Origin of the sequence: Kribbella sp. NBC_01505 (assembly GCF_045040285.1) — a bacterium.
Classification (GTDB): Bacteria; Actinomycetota; Actinomycetes; order Propionibacteriales; family Kribbellaceae; genus Kribbella.
In genome coordinates, this window is sequence record NZ_CP109425.1 from 4811815 (window position 1) to 4830554 (window position 18740).

At 67.1% G+C, this 18740-nt stretch carries 13 protein-coding genes; 7 read left to right on the forward strand and 6 right to left on the reverse strand.

Going from position 1 to position 18740, the window contains the following annotated elements:
• A complete protein-coding gene (locus OG474_RS22710) occupies nt 1-882 on the reverse strand; it encodes a BTAD domain-containing putative transcriptional regulator (protein ID WP_405064369.1) in 882 nt (293 codons plus the stop codon).
• A gap of 188 nt (nt 883-1070) precedes the next feature.
• Nucleotides 1071-2309: an ROK family protein gene (locus OG474_RS22715; protein WP_405064370.1), complete on the reverse strand. Its 1239-nt coding sequence runs from the start codon at nt 2307-2309 to the stop codon at nt 1071-1073.
• Between the two features lie 120 nt (nt 2310-2429).
• Between OG474_RS22715 and mmsA the strand changes: the two genes are divergently transcribed.
• The 7 genes from mmsA (at nt 2430) to OG474_RS22750 (ending at nt 10397) form a co-directional block, all read left to right on the forward strand.
• Entirely contained in the window at nt 2430-3980 is a 1551-nt protein-coding gene (gene mmsA, locus OG474_RS22720) for a multiple monosaccharide ABC transporter ATP-binding protein (RefSeq protein ID WP_405064371.1), read from the forward strand.
• A complete protein-coding gene (gene mmsB, locus OG474_RS22725; RefSeq protein ID WP_405064372.1) occupies nt 3980-5278 on the forward strand; it encodes a multiple monosaccharide ABC transporter permease in 1299 nt (432 codons plus the stop codon). The genes mmsA and mmsB overlap by 1 nt, the downstream gene beginning before the upstream one ends.
• Nucleotides 5279-5335: 57 nt before the next feature.
• On the forward strand, nt 5336-6445 hold the full coding sequence (locus tag OG474_RS22730; protein ID WP_405064373.1) for a substrate-binding domain-containing protein: 1110 nt from the start codon (nt 5336-5338) through the stop codon (nt 6443-6445).
• 120 nt (nt 6446-6565) lie between these two features.
• Nucleotides 6566-7762 (forward strand): alpha/beta hydrolase-fold protein, encoded by a 1197-nt coding sequence (locus OG474_RS22735; protein WP_405064374.1) that lies wholly within the window; start codon nt 6566-6568, stop codon nt 7760-7762.
• A 46-nt stretch (nt 7763-7808) separates the two neighbouring features.
• Nucleotides 7809-8927 (forward strand): alpha/beta hydrolase family protein, encoded by a 1119-nt coding sequence (locus tag OG474_RS22740; RefSeq protein WP_405064375.1) that lies wholly within the window; start codon nt 7809-7811, stop codon nt 8925-8927.
• Between the two features lie 191 nt (nt 8928-9118).
• A complete protein-coding gene (locus OG474_RS22745; protein WP_405064376.1) occupies nt 9119-9649 on the forward strand; it encodes a hypothetical protein in 531 nt (176 codons plus the stop codon).
• Between the two features lie 436 nt (nt 9650-10085).
• Complete coding sequence (locus tag OG474_RS22750) at nt 10086-10397, forward strand: hypothetical protein (protein ID WP_405064377.1); 312 nt, start codon at nt 10086-10088, stop codon at nt 10395-10397.
• Nucleotides 10398-10769: 372 nt separating this feature from the next.
• Here the strand turns inward: OG474_RS22750 and OG474_RS22755 are convergent, their stop codons facing one another.
• Genes OG474_RS22755 through OG474_RS22770 form a run of 4 tightly spaced genes read right to left on the reverse strand, consistent with a single transcriptional unit; the run spans nt 10770 to nt 18710 of the window.
• On the reverse strand, nt 10770-11660 hold the full coding sequence (locus OG474_RS22755; RefSeq protein ID WP_405064378.1) for a prenyltransferase/squalene oxidase repeat-containing protein: 891 nt from the start codon (nt 11658-11660) through the stop codon (nt 10770-10772).
• Nucleotides 11657-16324 carry a hypothetical protein gene (locus OG474_RS22760; protein ID WP_405064379.1) on the reverse strand — a complete coding sequence of 1556 codons (4668 nt, stop codon included), beginning with the start codon at nt 16322-16324 and terminating at the stop codon, nt 11657-11659. Before OG474_RS22760 ends, OG474_RS22755 begins: the two co-directional genes overlap by 4 nt.
• The gene (locus tag OG474_RS22765) at nt 16324-16977 is read right to left on the reverse strand and encodes a response regulator (protein ID WP_405064380.1); all 654 of its coding nucleotides are present in this window, start codon (nt 16975-16977) and stop codon (nt 16324-16326) included. The genes OG474_RS22760 and OG474_RS22765 overlap by 1 nt, the downstream gene beginning before the upstream one ends.
• Nucleotides 16968-18710 carry a sensor histidine kinase gene (locus OG474_RS22770; RefSeq protein ID WP_405064381.1) on the reverse strand — a complete coding sequence of 581 codons (1743 nt, stop codon included), beginning with the start codon at nt 18708-18710 and terminating at the stop codon, nt 16968-16970. The genes OG474_RS22765 and OG474_RS22770 overlap by 10 nt, the downstream gene beginning before the upstream one ends.
• Between the last annotated feature and the right edge of the window lie 30 nt (nt 18711-18740).

Sequence of the window (18740 nt, forward strand, 5' to 3'; positions counted from 1 at the left end):
TCATGCCTCCCGGCAACATCGTCGTGGTCGTGGCGATGTTGCCGGGTGCTGGCAGGGGCGGCCGGCTTCGGAGCTTCCGAGGGTTGTGCGCTGAAGGGCGCGATCGTCGAGCAGGATTTGTTGCTGTAGCTCGAGTAGTTCGGGTCCGGGGTCGATGTCTAGTTGCTCGTCGAGTTGTCGACGTAGTTCCTGGCAGTGGTCCAAGGCGTCGGCTCTACGCCCGCATCGGTAGAGGGCGAGGATTAGTTGGCCGGCCAGTCGCTCGTCGAGAGGGTGTTGATCCGCGGCGAGCTGGAGTTCGGCGAGCAATTCGTGATGCAGGCCTTGGCTTAGTGCCAGGTCGTTGCGGAGCAGGTGTGCTGCGAGGTGTTGTGCTGCGAGGGCCTCGCGTAGTTCGTTGGACCAAGGTGTGTCCAGGTCGCGGAAGGCCTCGCTTCGCCAGAGCCGCAATGCCTGTTCTGCAAGGTACAGAGCGCGTCGGTTGTCGGTGGCAACCTTCGCGTCCTCGATCAGGCGCTGGAAGCGGAACATGTCGATCGTGGTGGGGTCGACGTCGATCCGGTAGCCGCCGCGGGACTGATTGATGGGGACGTCGCCGACGGCCAACAGCCTGCGTAGGCGGGAAACGTAGCTGTAGAGCGCGTGGCGTGCGCGGGACGGCGGGTGCTCGCCCCAGGCGCGTTCAACGGCTTGGTCGGCCGAGACGATTTTGTTGGCGTCGGCAAGCAAGGCGAGCAGGACTCGCCGCTGCTGTGGGTGGCCGATGTCGATCGAGCGGTTGCCCTGATACACCTCGATATCGCCGAGGACAGCGAACTGCAGGGCGGCTTGGGGGCCTCTACATGTCTGGAACATCCGGATCCGCCAATCGATCACGCTCATCAATGGAAAGTGAAAAGAATTCTTACTCACTGTCCTGAGTTAGTGACCGTCAGTTTAGATTTCGCCTCTCCTGGAGAGCCTCGCTGTCATGATTAGGACATTTGGTGCTATTTGGTCCGCGGGGTCATGGCGAATTGCTTCATGACGAAGGCCAGCCAGGAGGTCGAGACGAGGCCTGGCGCTTGAGGTCAGTCGGAGAGGAGTTCTGACAGCTGAGGGGAGTAGGCGCGGTGCAGGACGAGGGCTGCGCCGCCGACTACGGCGGCGTCGGCGCCCAGGGGGGAGAGGACTACCTCGACGGGGCGGATGGTTCTGGCCATGACGCGGGCTGCAACGGCGCGGGCGGCGGCGTCGGTGTAGCGCTGGCCGATGTCGCGGCTGCCGTGGCCGCCGAGGATGACGAGATCGACGTCGATGATGTTGACGACGTTGACGACCGCGGTGGCGACGTAGTCGGCCGCTTGAGCCAGTACGCCGGCGGCCAGCGGGTCGCCGGCGATCGCGGCGGCGTCGATCGCGCGGATGTCGACCGACGTGGGGTGGACGTTGAACCGTTTGGCCAGGGAGCTCGCGCTTCCGGCCTGCAGGCGGCGGTGCGTCTCGGCGACGATCGCGGCGGGGCGGGCGACGGTTTCCAGGCAGCCTCGGTTGCCGCAGGAGCACGGAAGGCCGTCCTGTACGACGGACATGTGGCCGAACTCGCCGGCGTTGCCCGAGCCGCCCCGGTAGACCTGCTGATTGAGGACCAGGCCGCCGCCGATGCCGGTACCGAAGAAGAAGTAGGCGAAGTTCGGGACGCCGCGGCCGGACCCGGCCCAGCGCTCGCCGACCGCGGCGGCCGAGGCGTCGTTGTCGAGGGTGACCGGCAGACCGGTGGCCTCGCTCAGCAGCTTGGTGATCGGGACCCGGCCCCAGTGCGACAGCTGGGCCGGAGAGACGACCACGCCGTCCTTCTGGTCGAGCGGTCCCGGGCTCGCGAGACCGAGCCCGAGGATGAGGTCGGGGGAGACGTCGGCGACCTCGATGACGTCCTGGACCAGGCTCGCCATCGCCGCGATGACCTCCGTCGGGTCCGCGCCGGCCGGGGTGGGAACACGCTGAGTGACGAGAGGCTGACCGAGCAGATCGACGACGACGCAGCTGAGTTCGACCGGATCGAGGTGCAGGCCGATGGCGCGGCCCGCGTCGGCGTTGATCCGCAGGATGGTCCGGGGCTTGCCGGAGCTGTACTCGCGGCTGGCGCCGTCCTCGCGGACGATGCCTTCGTCAATCAAACGCCTGACGATGCCGGAAACCGATTGTGGGGTTAGGCCCGTGTGCTGGGCGATCTCCTGCCGGGTGACGCCGTCGGCACGCTGGATCCGCTCCAGCACGACCGCTTGGTTGTAGCGGCCGACCTTGGGGAGATTCGTACCTGCTTGGCGCACCCGTTGACCCTCCAGATCACTGATCGACGCCAGTCTCCCTCAGACCGTTGACTAAGTAAATCAATTGGATTTACAGTCCTGGCCACAGGCAGTAATCGCGAGGATTTGCGGAGACCAGTGATGCCAATGCCAGACCGGGACGCTCCGGTTCTGCTCGAAATGCGCTCGATCACCAAGACGTTCCCCGGTGTGAAGGCGCTGGCGGACGTGAACCTCGTCGTCCGCGAGGCGGAGATCCACGCCATCTGCGGCGAGAACGGCGCCGGCAAGTCGACGCTGATGAAGGTTCTCAGCGGCGTGTATCCGTACGGTGACTACAGCGGTGAGATCCGTTACCGCGGTGAGGAGGCCCGGTTCGCGGACATCCGGGCCAGCGAGAACGCCGGGATCGTGATCATCCACCAGGAGCTCGCGCTGATCCCGGGGATGTCGATCACCGAGAACATCTTCCTGGGCAACGAGCCGCGCACCGGCCTGGCCATCGACTGGAAGACCGCTCAGCGCCGCGCGCTGGAGCTGATGAAGCTCGTCGGCCTCAACGAGGACCCGGACACGCTCATCAAGGACATCGGCGTCGGCAAGCAGCAGCTGATCGAGATCGCCAAGGCGTTCGCGAAGGACGTCAAGCTGCTGATCCTCGACGAGCCGACCGCCGCGCTGAACGAGTCCGACTCGCAGAAGCTGCTGGACCTGCTGCGCGAGTTCAAGACGCAGGGGATCACCTCGATCATCATCTCGCACAAGCTGAACGAGATCGAGGCGGTCGCCGACTCGATCACGATCCTGCGCGACGGCAAGACGATCGAGACCCTGAACGTCAAGGACGACGGGGTGAACGAGGACCGGATCGTGCGCGGGATGGTCGGCCGCGACATGAGCAGCCGCTTCCCCGACTACACGCCGAACATCGGCGAGGTCTTCTTCGAGGTCCGCGACTGGACCGTGCGGCACCCGATCACCGACCGGCTGGTGACCAAGCACGCCAACTTCACCGTACGGCGCGGTGAGGTGGTCGGATTCGCCGGCCTGATGGGTGCCGGGCGGACCGAGCTGGCGATGAGCCTGTTCGGTCGCTCCTACGGCACCTGGCTGGGCGGCCAGGTCTTCAAGGACGGCCGCGAGATCCGGCTGCGGACGGTGTCGGAGGCCATCGAGAACGGCCTGGCCTACGTCAGCGAGGACCGCAAGGCGATCGGCCTCAACCTGCTCGACGACATCAAGACCTCGATCGTGGCGGCCAAGCCGGCCAAGGTCGCGCATCACGGTGTCATCGACGAGGTGGCCGAGCACCAGGCCGCCGAGTCGTACCGCCAGGAGCTCCGGATCAAGACGCCGTCGGTCGACGAGGGTGTCTCGAAGCTGTCCGGCGGCAACCAGCAGAAGGTCGTGCTGGCCAAGTGGATGTTCAGCGACCCGGACCTGCTGATCCTCGACGAGCCGACCCGCGGGATCGACGTCGGGGCCAAGTTCGAGATCTACGGGATCATCCACAAGCTGGCCGAGGAGGGCAAGGGCGTTGTCGTGATCTCCTCGGAACTGCCGGAGCTGATCGGCCTGTGTGACCGGATCTACACCGTGTTCGAGGGCACAATCACCGGTGAGGTCGTGCGCGCGGAGGCCGACCCCGAACGTCTGATGAAGCAGATGACCACTACGAAGAAGACGGCGTGATGAGCGGACTCCAAGACCTCAAGAAGAACCTCTTCGGAGGAACCACCACTGTCGGCCGCCAGTTCGGCATGATCTTCACCCTGGTGGCGATCGTCCTGCTGTTCGAGGTGCTGACCGACGGCCTCACGCTGACATCGGGCAACCTGATCGCGGTCGTCAGCCAGTACTCCTACATCCTGATCCTCGCGATCGGGATGCTGATGGTGATCGTTGCCGGACACATCGATCTGTCGGTGGGGTCGGTGGCCGCGTTCGTCGGGATCGTGGTCGCCAAGTCGATCGCGCACTTCGGCATCCCGTGGCCGCTCGGGATCGTGCTGGGCCTGGTGGTCGGCGCGCTCATCGGTGCCTGGCAAGGGTTCTGGGTCGCCTATATCGGCGTCCCGGCGTTCATCGTGACGCTGGCCGGCATGCTGCTGTTCCGCGGTGGCAACCAGTTCATCGGCAACGCCGACACCGTTCCGGTCCCGGAAGGCTTCCGCTACATCGGTGCGGGGTATCTGCCCGAGGTCGGGCCCGCCACCGGGTACAACAACCTGACGCTGCTGCTCGGCCTGCTCGGGTGTCTGGCCGTGGCCTGGCGGGAGTGGCAGGCCCGGCGGACCCGCAAGGAGATGGGCGCCGAGCCCGCACCGATCTGGATCTCCGGTCTGCGGCTGGCCGTGATGGTGGGCGCCATCGTCTTCGCCACCCTGCGGTTCGCCGGTGGCCGGGTCGGCACCAGCCTGCCGATCTCGGGCATCATCCTGATCGTCCTGGTGCTGATCTACTCCTTCTACACCCGCAACACGGTCTCCGGGCGGCGCATCTACGCGGTCGGCGGCAACGCCCGCGCCGCGGAGCTGTCCGGTGTGAAGCTGCAGCGGGTCAACTTCTTCGTCATGTGCAACATGGGGGTCCTGGCCGCGCTGGCCGGAATGATCTTCGTGGCCCGGTCCGCGGCCTCCGGCCCGCAGGACGGTCTGAGCTGGGAGCTCGACGCGATCGCCGCCGTCTTCATCGGTGGCGCCGCGGTCTCGGGTGGTCTCGGCACCGTCAGCGGCTCGATCGTCGGTGGCCTGGTGATGGCGTTGCTCAACAACGGCCTGCAGCTGATGGGCGTCGGCGTCGACCTGGTGCAGATGATCAAGGGCCTGGTGCTGCTGCTCGCCGTCGCGATCGACGTCTACAACAAGAGTCAGGGTCGGTTCTCGATCGTCGACTCGATCATGCGGCCGCTCCGTCGCGACGCTCCGTCGGTACCGGCGCCCCTGGTGGAGGCGCCGCGTCAGAGCGACAAGACCCCGGCCGCCGGCTGAGGTTTCCGAACTTCCGCTGAACTCGTGTCTGGCGGCAGCACTAGAAAGGTATTCACGATGTACAAGCTCATCAAGAAGGCGGTCGCGGTCGGTGCCGTAGCCGCACTCGCACTCACGGCCGCTGCCTGCGGCAACAACCGTGAGGGCGAGGGCAAGACCGGCGACGCTCCGGCCAAGGGCTTCGCCGCAGACTCCCTGATCGGGGTCGCGCTGCCGTCGAAGACTTCGGAGAACTGGGTGCTCGCGGGCGACCTGTTCACCAACGGCCTCAAGGAAGCGGGCTTCAAGTCCGACGTCCAGTACGCCGGCGCGTCGACGACCGTCGCCGACCAGCAGGGCCAGATCTCGTCCATGGTCACCAAGGGCGCGAAGGTCATCATCATCGGCGCGACCGACGCCGCGCAGCTGTCGACCCAGGTGAAGCAGGCCAAGGAGTCCGGTGCGGTCGTCATCGCCTACGACCGGCTCATCACCAACACTCCCGACCTCGACTACTACATCGCGTTCGACAACTTCAAGGTCGGCCAGCTGCAGGGCCAGGCCCTGCTGGACGGCATGAAGGCCAAGAAGGCGACCGGCCCGTGGACCATCGAGCTGTTCTCCGGCTCGCCGGACGACAACAACGCCGGGGTCTTCTTCAACGGTGCGATGGACGTCCTCAAGCCCCTGATCGACAAGGGTGAGGTCGTCGTCGGCTCCGGCCAGAAGGACGTCAAGCAGACCGCGATCCAGGGCTGGAAGGCCGAGGGCGCCCAGCAGCGGATGGACTCGCTGCTGACCTCGACGTACACCGGTAGCAAGACGCTGGACGGCGTACTGTCCCCGAACGACACCCTGGCCCGCGCCATCATCACCTCGATCAAGGGTGCCGGCAAGCCGATCCCGGTCGTCACCGGTCAGGACTCCGAGGTCGAGTCGGTCAAGTCGATCATGGCCGGCGAGCAGTACTCCACGATCAACAAGGACACCCGCAAGCTGGTGACCGAGTCCATCAACATGGTCAAGGCCCTGCAGACCGGTGGTACCCCGCAGGTCAACGACACCAAGACCTACAACAACGGCTCCAAGGTCGTCCCGTCCTTCCTGCTGCCGCCGGTCATCGTGACCAAGGCCAACGCAGCCGAGGCCTACGCCAACGACCCGAAGCTGGCTCCGCTCACCAAGTAGTTGTAGACGCCCACGGCGCCTGGTGACCCCCGCGGCCGTCGCAACCCCTCGCTTCGAGGAGTTGCGGCGGCCGCGTCGTTGTGGAGACTTAGGCAGGGTGACTTTCCTGAGGGGGAATCCATGGTGATCAGCACCAGTCCGCGGATCGGTCGGCTGCTGGCCGAGTACGACGACGTCGGGGCGGTGGCGCTCGACAACTTCTGGCGTGAGGTGGCCGCGAGCGGTACGCCGTTCATCGAGGAGCCGGATGAGGGTACGGCGCTGGTCACCTTCGTCTGGCGTGGATCGGCCGAGTCGACGAACGTGGCTTGGGGCGTGAACATTCCGCTGGAGCGCTTCGCGGAGACCGACCTCTGGTACGGCTCGGTCCGCCTACCGCTGGACCTGCGCACGATCTACTTCCTGTGCCACGACGGAGCCGACGACGTACCGCTCAAGGACAGCGGTAGCGGTCAGACCCACGTCGATCCTCTCAACCAGCAGATCGTTCATTTTCCGCGCGATCCGCACGACAGCACCGACTACGACTGCTGGGCTTCCCTGCTCGAGATGCCTGCCGCGCCGGACGAGTCGTGGTCGATCCCTCGGGAGGATGTGCCGCAGGGGACGGTGACCGACGAGCTGGTGCCGAGCAAGGCCCTGGACGAGACGCGTTGCGTGTCGGTGTACCTGCCGCCGGATGTCAATACTGACGCTCTGCCGTTGCTGGTGATCTTCGACGGCTACCTCGGGAAGACTTTGCTGCGGATGCCGACGACGCTGGACAACTTGATTGCCGAGGGCAAGATTCCGCCGCTGGTGGCCTTGTTCGTCGGCGGCCGCGCTGATCGGCGTACCGATGAGCTGACTCCGACCGAACCGATCCTCGACTTCGTCACCGGCGAACTACTGCCCTGGGCACGGCGTCGCTGGGGAGTCAGCGATGACCCGTCCCAGTGTGTCGTCACCGGCGCGTCCCTCGGCGGGCTGACTGCGGCGTTCATCGGTCTTCGGGCGCCCGAGTCCTTCGGGGCGGTGATCTCGCAGTCGGGAAGCTTCTGGTGGCCGGCGCCCGAGAAGGGGCAGAGCGAGTGGATGACTCGTGAGTACGCCGCGCAACCGCGCAAGTCGGTGCGCTTCTACCTCGATGTCGGTGACCAGGAGACGCTGCCCGGTCCTGGCGGTGCGCCGTCACAGGTCGAGGCGAATCGCAAGCTGCGCGACACCCTTCTGGAGCAGGGGTACGACGTGACGTACGCCGAATATCGCGGCGGCCACGACTACGTCAACTGGCGACGGACCTTCGCCGACGGACTGATCGCCGTACTGGGTCGTTGACTAAAGACAGTATCGGCGGCTGATCTGGCTTCGTACGGTCGAGGGCATGAAACGTCCCTGGAAGTCACTGGTCGCTTTGGCGATCGCGTTCGCTGTCCTTGTCGTACCGGTTCAGGCGCATGCTGCTGCTCCGACGGCTACGCTTCCGGCCCCGTCGGGGGTGTACCCGGTCGGCTTCGAGAAGGTGCATCTGATTGACCGGAGCCGGGCTGATCCATGGGTGCCGGCGGCCGGGCCTCGTGAGCTGCTGGTTTCCCTTTGGTATCCGACTGTGGCGCCGTACGGGAGGGGGAAGCAGTACCTCAGCGTTGCTGAGTCTCGGGCGTTGTTGGAGTTCCACAAGGTGCCACTCGATCCGACTGCTGTCGCCGGTGTTCGCGGGGCCGATCGGGCTCATGCTCCGGTTCTGCCGACGCTTCGGGGTTATCCGTTGGTCGTGTTGTCTCCTGGTTTCACGCTGCCGGTGGCGACCATGACGAGTGTCGCGCAGGACCTTGCCAGCCTCGGCTACATCGTGGCTGGGATCGATCATCCGTATGAGTCGGCCGGGCTGGACCTTCCCGGTGGACGGTTCGCCTCCTGTGTTGCCTGCGAAACCGCCTCGCCTGGTCAGGTGCCGCCGGTTCGGGTTCGGGATGTGAGCTTTGTCCTTGATCAACTGACAGGCCGCAGACCCGTTTGGCCGGGCGCCCGCTGGATCGACCGGACCAGGATCGGTATGGCGGGGCATTCGATCGGCGGGAACACTGCGTTCGACGCGATGCGAGCCGATCGGCGGATCGATGCCGGAATCAACCTGGACGGCACCTTCTTCACGGCGCCGCCGGGCGAGGGTATGGACCGCCCGTTCCTGATGCTCGGCACGCCCGCCCATGCCCGCGGCGGCATAGACAGCTCCTGGGACCGGGCCTGGCCGCTACTCACCGGGTGGCGCCGGTGGTTCGTTGCCGAGGGCACCGGTCATCTGTCCTTCACCGACTTCCCGGTCCTGGGCAAGCGGTTCAACCTGCCCGTGGATCCAGCGGTTCCCCTCGACGGCGACCGTACCGACCAGCTGACCCGAGCCGTCATCCACGACTTCTTCAACCACCACCTCAACCACCGCCCCGCCACCGCCCTCCTCAACGGCACCGACCCCGCCTACCCCGAACTGCACCGCCAGTAGGCGACACGCGCGGGGCGGAAGTTGTGGGTGTGCGTACCGGGTCGGGGCTGTGCACAGGTCATACCTTGTTCACGCCCACCGGTTCTTGTTCAGGCCCCCGGGTTTCGTCCCGGGGAGGGCGCGTCTGCCAGAAGCAGCAGAAGAGGTTCAGGATCTGTTGGTGGGGCTTCGTGATGCGGCAGGATGCTGCGATGCGCGAACGCCTGGTCTCTCTGCCTACTTGGGTTCTGTTCCTGTGCTCCACGCTGCTCTGCCTGCTGCCGATGCTGGTCACCACGCTTTTCGACAGCTCGCACCTCGAGGTCAAGGTGCTGTTCTACGTCGGATTCAGCCTGGTGTTCGGGGCCATGCTGACCTTTGCGCTCAGGCGGAGGTTCCGCAGCGAACGCCGCGCGGTCGGCGACATCCCGGTGGGCGTCGAGAGTGCTGCCCACCGGGCGTTGGGACGCGGACAAGTGCCGACCGATCCGGAGGTTCGCGCGGCGACTCTGCGGCTGGCTGAGCATCAGTTGGGCATGATGATCAAGTGCCGGCCGCTGGTGATCATCGGTTTCACACTGGCGATGGTCAGCACTGTCGTCGGTGTGGTCGGGGGATCCGGATCGCCGTGGCGGCTGCTGTTCGTCGCCGGGTACCTGCCGCTGATGCTCGCCCAGTGGTACGGGCCGAAGAAGATGCGCCGCCGCATCCAGGAACTGTCCGAGCCCGCCGAGTCAAGCTAGGGCAGCGTGGTAGGAGCCGCTACCTCAAGTTCGGCTAGTTGGAGGCGGTAGGCGTTGCCGGTCGATTCTGGGATAAGGAGGCCAAGGGCGTGGGCGGTGAGGCTTCGGGCCGTGAGTAGTCGAGCCAGCCCCCGAGCAGTCTGATCGTCGACGTCGCGACACCAGGTCCGCCAACTACGGCGTAAACCCCACCACCTACCGCCGCCAACGCCTACTCCCATAGTTCTGGCAACAATGGGTCACGACCGCGGAAGGAATGCGCCATTCGAGCAAACTGATCCACATGAATCAGCTCAGGCGTCACTGCGCGGGAGTGGCCCTTGTCGTGCTTTGTTTTGCTTTGGGCGCGTGTGGATCGGGTTCCGGCACCACGTCAGCACCACAGCCGAGTGCGACGCCGACTCCCACTCCTACCCCCGCGCCGACGACGCCCACGGTGACCCCCTCGAAGCCCAAGCCGAAGCCGACGGTGAAGCCGGCGCCGGCGAAGTGCGTCGGCACCTTCACGCGCGACAACATCAACATGAGCCTGATCGACGGCAGCTCGATCGTCGGAGGCTCGTTCACCTGCGGCGCCGACGGTCAGATGTTCACGCCCGAACAGGTCAAGAACGGCGTCCGGATCTACGTAGGCGAGGCCGCAGCAACCGCGCGCCTAGGCGGCAAGGCCGTGGCAATCGGCGGCTACACCGTCCAAGTCCGCTCCGTAAAAGGCAACACAACCGTCTTCGAGGTCACTCCCCGCTGACCACTCGTCGCACCACCACATGCAGCCCCGCCTCGACTGTGGAGTCCAATCGCAGGGCAGATGGTCGGTCTCGCGCCGTCAGTGGTGGCGTGAGACACCTTGTGGTTGCCGGAGACCTGTTGCCATAGGTCTCCGGCCTCCGCTTGGTGTCTCCGGCCGTCAGTGGTGGCGCGGCGCTGGGGAGTTCTACATGCGTTTTCGGAGGGGGACGGCTCCCCAGTCCCGCCAGTCCGCCCGGTCCGTCAGTCCACCTGGCAGAAAGCCGTGCGGGGCACGTTAAATGGCTCGGACTGTGCTGGTAGCGACCGTGGCGGGCCTGCCTCACCGGCGGGATCACAAACCGGCCGGACCGCGGGCGCAGGTTGTCCTGCGTTAGTCGCTGTCGTGGAGGCGGCGGAGGCTGGACTCGAGGTTGAGGGAGAGCCAGCCGGTTAGTTGTGGGTGGGTGGGGTGTTGCCAGAGGCCGTAGGGGCCGCGGAGGTGCTCTAGGTGGGTGGTGAGGGTGTGGGGGGAGATGCCGCAGCGGGAGGCTAGGTCCAGGTGGAAGGCTGGGTCGGGGGTTACGTAGAAGGTGACTTGGCCTTTGGCCGGTTCTAGGCCTAGGAGGCGGGAGGTTTCCCAGCCGAGGGTTGAGGTGTCGTGGGAGCCGCGGGCCAAGAGGTGGTTGACGGCGGCTTGGGCTGGGGCGGAGTGGTGGTGCTCGGGGTGTAGGGCCAGGCAGGCGGCGGCGCCGGTGGTGGCGGAGCGGCAGCCGAGTCCGTTGGGTAGGCGGCGGTAGGGCTTCTCCGGTGGGCTGGGGTCGGACTTGGGGCCGGAGGGCCAGGAACCGTCTGGGAGGCGGACGCTGAGGAGCCATTCGTAGGCGCGCTCGGCGCGTGGATCAGTGGCGAAGCCGGCGGCGGCGATTCCGCGCAGGGGTACGACGGTGTGCATGGTGATGAAGCGCGCGCCTTCGATCGGGCCGGGCGTAGACCACGAGCCGTCTGGCTGCTGGAGGGCGAAGAGCTTCTCGACCGCGGCCTTGGTCGCAGGGCCGCGGTAGCCGAGGTGGGCCAGTTGGCAGAGGAGGTAGCCCGCGGTCGACGGCTGCGTGTCGGCTGCTTCCAGGCGCTTCACCAGTACGGCGATCTCGGGGCTGCGGTCGATCTCGGCACGCCAGGCGATCACCTCCGCGTCATCGTCGGGGGCACCGTCGAGTTCGCGGGCGGCACGCCAGCGCAGTGACGGGGACGGGTCTCCGAGGAGCAGGGTGGTGATGGTCATCGCAGCACCTCGGCAACGTAGGGCGCGGTGGCTGTGCCGGTCAGCGCTTCCGGCGTGCCCTCGAAGACGATCCGGCCGCCGTCAGGGCCTGCGCCAGGGCCGAGTTCGATCACCCAGTCGCAGGCCGCGAGGAAGGCCGGGTCGTGCTCGACAACCAGCAGGCTATTGCCAGCGGCAACGAGTGTGTCGAGGGTCTGGACGAGTACCGCGACATCCGTGGCCTGCAGTCCGACGGTGGGTTCGTCCAACACATAAAGGGCAGTTGACTTTGTCGATCGGGCGAATTCCTTGGCCAGCTTGAGCCGCTGGGCCTCACCACCCGAGAGACTCCAGCCCGGTTGCCGTACGACGAGGTAACCGAGCCCGAGCGTGATTGCGGCGCCACCGACTCGGCGTACCAGGTCGATGTCTCCCCACTCCTCGACGAGTTCGGCGATGGTCAGGGCTTCGAGGTCGGCCAGGTTCCGGCCGCGCTCGTGCAGGGCAGCGGCCTCGTGTCGATAGCCGGATCCGCCACAGGCCTCGCAGGTCTGGGACACCGTCGGCAGGAACGCCATGTCCTGCTGCCACACCCCTTTGCCCTTGCAGGCATCGCAGCGGTAGGCGAGGTCCTTGATCGTGAGGCCCTGCTCGACGGCCTCCTCGCTCGCGGCAAACTCCTTGCGGAGGGCACCGATCAGTCCGAGGTACATCCCCGGTGAGGTGATCTCGGCGCGGGACTGGTCGGCCACCACTGTGCGCGCGGGCGCGCCGGAGATGGTGTCGTGGGCGCCGGGCTCGACGCGAACCACGCCGCGGCCGGGGATGTTCGTCTTCGGCCGGTTCAGGCCGAGCGCGATGGTGTCGACGACGAGCGAGGACTTGCCCGAACCCGATACCCCACAGACCCCGACGAGTACGCCGAGGGGGATGCGGACGTCTATCCCATCGAGGTTGTTCTCCCGCGCTCCGGTGACCTGCATCCAACCGGTCGGCACCCGACGGCCGCGGCGCAGAGTTGGAACGACGAGCGTCACCGACTCTGGGCTGTCCAGTGGGACCACGCGCCCACCCGCTTGGCCGGCACCGGGGCCGATCTCGATGATGTCGTCGGCCGCGCGGATCAGCGTCGGGTCGTGCTCGACAGCAATGACGGTGTTGCCGGCGGCCCGCAGTTCGGTCAGCGTTCGGGCCAGCGTGGTCACCTCGGAGGGATGCAGGCCCCTGGAGGGCTCGTCGAGCAAGACCGTCATGCCGACCAGCCCGGCGCCGAGCACCGACGCGAGCTTGATTCGTTGGGCTTCACCGGCAGACAGGGTCCACGTCGATCGGTTCAGCTGGAGATAGCCGAGGCCGATGGCGCGGAGGAAGCCGAGCCGGTGCAGCGCGGTGGTGAGGGCATCGGCTGCTTGTTGATCGTCAGGCGCGGGCATCGAGGCCAGAACGGTTTCCAGGTCGACGAGCGACGCTGCGAAGAGCTCGTCCCGCGCGCGCCCTTGGACGCGAATCGAAAGGTACGGCGGCCGCAGCCGACTGCCTCCGCATTCCCGGCATGGAAACACGGTCGAATCCTTGCTGCCAAGGTCATTCGCGGCCCACTGGTTCAAGCCGGCCCACGAATCGCCCTGGCGGATATCGTTCCCGGCCGGGGCCACCGCGTCGCCGTACAGGACGGCGTGCTGGACCTGCTTGCTCAGCTGCGCCCAGGGAGTGTTGTCGAGGTCGAACTTGTAGTGCTCGGCCAACGCCCGCATTGGTGGCTCAAGGCCCCCAGTTGCGCGGAACCAGGCCAAGCTGCCACCGAAGACGCCGTCCACGATGGGCGCATCTGGGTTGACGATCAGCTTGGTGAAGTCGAACTCGCGCTCGACCCCGAGCCCCAGGCACTGCGGACAAGCCGACAGCGGTGAACCCAGCAGATGACGTGGCTCGATCGGTACTGCGCTGGCGCCGCAGGAGCTGCAGTTCCACGGGGAATCGGCTTTGGGCGAGGTACGGCGTACCGTGTCGTGGTTGCAGACGAGGCAGGTGCGGACGCCAGCTCGGGCAATGATTATCGCGAGCAGACGCTCGAGATCGCTGGATCGGCCGACGGTCACGCGGTCCGCATCCCAGACGTAGAAGCCCGGGCCGCGTGCGTCGAAGACCAGCCCGGACGCGTCGATGCTCATCGTGGGACCGAGCCCGGTCAGCGCGTCGACCGGAGCCTCCGGGCCTTCGCGAACCGACTGGCGCTCGTAGACCGATAGGCACTCCAGCAACCGCCGGTTCGCCTCGGCTTCCACGACGTCATGGACCAAGGACGACTTGCCCGAACCCGATACGCCGGTCACGACGGTGAATCGGTTCTTGGCGAAGTCGACGTCGATTCCCTGCAGGTTGTGAGCGCGAGCACCACGGACCTGGATGGCGTCGCTGGACCGCCGCTTGCTGCGCGGCTTTGCGCGTGGCCGGATCTGACGCGGTGCCTCGGCCACAGGCGGACCGGAATGCTGCAGACGTCCGCCTTCGGGGCCGCCGCCCGGGCCAAGGTCGATGCGCCAGTCAGCGGCAGCGATCACCTCGGGCTGGTGCTCGACCACGACGACCGTGCAGCCGTTGTCCGTCAGCCGATCGAGCACCGCGAGCAACCGATCGAGGTCGCCAGGGTGCAGACCGGTCGTGGGTTCGTCGAGCAGCACCAGATCGCCGGCCCGGGCCTTGGCGACCTCGCGGGCCAGCCGTACCCGTTGCGCTTCCCCACCGGACAGGCTCGGAGACGGCTGCCCGAGCGTCAGATAGCCCAGCCCAACCTCTTGCAAGGAACCCAGGATGCGTTGCACCGACGGGTGTTCGGCGAACAGCGCTTCGGCCTCGTCGATGCTCAACGCCAGTACGTCGGCGATCGAGCGGCCTCGCCAGGTCGCTTCGAGGACGTCGGACCGGAAGCGCTGCCCGTCACAGGCCTCGCAGGGAACCCAGATCGGCGCCAGGTAGCTCATGCCGATCGCCACCGACCCCATCCCCTCACACTCCGCACAGGCACCCTCTGCCCGGTTGAAGGTGAACTCCGAGGCGGACCGCCCGGTCTCACTCGCGAAGATGTCGCGGATCCCGTCGAAGACCTTGGTGTACGTCGCCGGGTTGGAGCGCGGGTTGTTACCCAGCGGGGCCTGGTCGACTGCGCGAGCTCGCATCGCCGGGGCATCGAACGTCGTACACCCGACTGGCTGACGCTCGCGCAGGGAGGCCAGCAGTACCTCGTGGCTCAAGGTGGTCTTGCCGGCTCCGGATGGGCCTGTGATGACCGTCAGCGATCCGAGCGGGATGTCGCAGTCGACGTCGCGGAGATTGCGCAGGTTCGCTCCGGTCAGGCGGATCCGGCTGTCACCTGCTGGGCGACGCGAGCGCTGCGGACGGGTGCTGGCCGAGAAGCTGCGGCCCGATGCGGTGTCTGCCCGCCACAGCTCTGCGGGCGGGCCTTGAAACACCAGTCGTCCGCCAGCGCTGCCGCCAGCGGGCCCAATCTCCACGACGTCGTCGGCCATGGCGACGGCCAGCGCGTCGTGCTCGACCATCAGCACCGGACCGGGCAGGGAGACGATGGCGTCCATCAGCCGCTGGAGATCGCTGTGGTGCAAGCCGATGGTCGGCTCGTCGAGGACGTGCAGGAGATCTTCAAGCCGCCCGGAGAGCACGACCGCGAGCCGGGTGCGTTGCGCCTCACCACGTGACAGGGACGGCATCGACCGATCGAGAGCGAGGTAGCCGAGACCCAGTTCCTGCAGAGGGCGCAGGCGTCGTACCAGCTCGTCTTGAATGCGTTGGGCTTGAGAGAGTTGCTGGACGAACTCGAGTACGTCGCTCACCGATCGGCCCAGCAGATCGGGGAGCGTGAGGCCGGCGATGCGGTGCGACGAGGTGTCGGTGTCGCCACGGAAGGCCGACGGTTCGAGAGGGCGGACCCAGGTGCCGCACTGCGGGCAGATCGGGGCGCGGAGTACCGGCGTACCAGCGAGCAACACCTCGGGCCTGCCCAACGCGTCGGCCTGCTCGAGAGCGGCCCGGACCTCGGCCGCCGACAGGCCGCGCTGAAGGGTGGCCACTCGAACCACGACATCGTGCGGCAGCTTCGGATCGAGGCGGAGGCTTGCTGTCCAGGGGCGTCCGTCGACGAAGACCTGGTGGAACTGCACACCGGCAAGCATGCGCGCATGGCTCCCCGGAAGCCCGCGAACGATGGCAACGTCGACATCCACCGTGTCTTGGTGCGCCAGCAGATCCAGGGCGGTAGCGAGGCGCTCCTCGGCGGAGACGGCCCGAACCGGGATCAGGCACTGCGGACACTCGACCTCGGCGAACCGTGAGTACAGGATCCGCAGGAAGGGATGCAGGCCGACCGACGTCGCCACCGTCGAGGCTGGGTTCCGGTTGAGAACGTTCTGGGCGACAGCGACTGCTGGCCCCAGACCCGCAATGCTTCGGACGCGCGCAGCGGGCACCCGCGCACCGTTTCCGCCGAGACCCAACGACTCCACGAACCGACGTCGAGCCTCGCTGTAGACGACGTCGAACGCCAACGACGACTTACCCGACCCGGAAACGCCGACGACTGCGGTCAGCCCCGGCCCGAAGGCGACATCGACATCACGCAGATTGTGCTCAGCCGCACCCCGCACCGTGAGGAAGGGCCGGTGAACAGGCATCAGCTTCGGCCGTCGAGGTAGGTGATGACGGCGAGGACGCGGCGGTGGTCGTCGGTCGTGGTGGGGACGTGGAGGGTCGCGAAGATGCTGCCGACGTGTTTCTCGACGGTGTTCTCGCTGATGAACAGGCGGTCGGCGATCCCTCTGTTGGTGAGGCCCTGGGCCATCAGAGCGAGGACTTCGTGCTCACGGGGAGTGAGCCGGTCGAGGGGGTCGTCGGTCCGGCGGCGGTGGGCGAGCAGCTGGGTGACGACGGTCGGGTCGAGGACCGAGCCGCCGTTCGCCACGGTACGGATGCTGGTGGCGAGTTCGTCGAGCTTGGCGACGCGATCCTTGAGCAGGTAGCCGACGCCTTCGGTGCTGTCGGACAGGAGCTCGACAGCGTAGGAAGGTTGCACGTGCTGGGACAGGATCAGGATGCCGACCTGTGGGTGGGTCGTCCGGATGGTGCGGGCCGCCTGCAGCCCTTCGTCGGTGAAGGTCGGTGGCATCCGGATGTCGATGATCGCGACGTCGGGCTGGGTGCTCTCGACCAGTGCGAGAAGCTCGGTGGCGTCCGCTGCCAGTCCGGCGATCTCGAAGCCCGCGCCCTGGAGGAGCTTGCCCAGGCCCTCGCGCAGGATGACGGCGTCGTCGGCGACGACTATCCGCATGGCAGCTCCACCGTGAGGGACGTCCCGGCGCCGGACGGGCTGTGAATGCTCAAGGTTCCTCCGAATGCTTCGACCCTATCGGTGAGACCACGCAGGCCGCTGCCGTGCCGCAGGTCGGCGCCGCCGCAGCCGTCGTCGACCACGTGCAGGCGCAGAATATCGCCGTGCGTCTCGGCGGTGAGGGTCAATTTGCCGGCGCGGGCATGCTTGGCCGTGTTGGTGATCGCCTCGCTGGCGACGAAATAGGCCGCGGTCTCGATCTCGGCCGGTACGGCGGCGCTCAGCCGGAGGTCGACCGTGGCGGGCACGGTCGACCGGTTCGCCAGGTCCGTGAGGGCGGGGCCGAGGCCACGTTCGACCAGGACAGCGGGCCGGATGCCTTGGCTGAGAGTGCGTAGTTCGTCCATCGCGCGGATCAGTCCGTTGCGGGCGTCGTCGAGTGCTGTCCCGGCCGCGGCCGGATCGCGGTTGAGGTCGGACTCGGCCGACGCGATCGCCATCGCGACCGCGACCAGTCGTTGTTGGGCGCCGTCGTGCAGGTCGCGTTCGATCCGGGTGCGTTCGGACTCGGTCGCGCGGACGAGCCGTTCCCGGGAGGCGCGCAGTTCGGTGAGGCGGGCCTCGAGGTCGGCTCGCAGGCGCTCGTTCTCCAACGCCATCCCTGCCGCCGCGCAGGCCGAATCGATCAGGTCGCGATCGTCCTGGAGCGAGACGTCGTGCCGGAGGATCGCGACGGGTTGCCCATGCCGCCGTACCGCCGTGGTTGCCTGACCGGGATCGTCGGCCACCGGGTCGAACGGCTGTCCCGCCGCGTCGACGTAGGTCCGCGTGGCCGGTCGCCAGTAGCCCAGCGTCAGGCTGGGATCACCGAGTGCCTGGCTGAGCGCTGTCCGCAGGTCGACTCCGGCGTCCAGCTCGACCATCAGTTGCGCGACGGCACCGCGGGCGAGTCGTTGCTGCAGGAGCGACGCGAGGATCGCGACCGGTACGGCGGCGAAGACCAGGCCGCGCATGAAGTTCGGGGCCGGTCCCAGTGGCTCGCCCGTGACGTCGTTGACGATGGTCACGCCCAGAGCCGCGCAGAGCGCGCCGCCGGTCCAGAGGACGGGGGCGAGGGCTCGTCGCTGGGGTGACGAGGCGCGGCGGATGCGCCGGACGATGACGGCGGCGGCGAGCAGACTGGCGGCCAGCGCGGCGCTCCGCTGGAACTCGAGGATCCGGCGGGCCCAGTCGTCGTCGCGGACGATCTGCAGCACGTTCTCCGGACAGCCATCGCAGACGAGTTCGCCGGAGTCGGCCAGGACCAGCCAGGCCAGCTCGACGACGGTTCCGAGTACGACGGTGGCCGCCATCAGCACGCGGTCGGCGCGACCGCTCAGGCTGCCGCGGGGGAAGACGAGGATCAGGTACATCACGCCGATCAGGTAGATGTCCTCCAGCGCGGTTCCGAGCGTGAACCAGAAGCTGTCGTTGCTGTAGGCAAGGTACGTCGCGAACCAGGCGAAGCCGATGAAGACCAGCAGCATGCCGATCCGGGTCCTGCCGTACCGGGACGCCACCAGGCCGCTGCCGATGTAGGCCCAGCCGACCGTGACCGCGAGTACGGCGGACATGGCCGCCTCGGCCCCGTCTTCCTGCCGGCTCCGCGCGATCAGGCCAACCACCCCGACTCCGGTCGCGAAGGCCAGGACGGCCCAGGCGGCGGTCCGGATCACGGTTGGTGGAGAAGACACCGCTTGAGGATGCCTGCCCGGCACCGGATT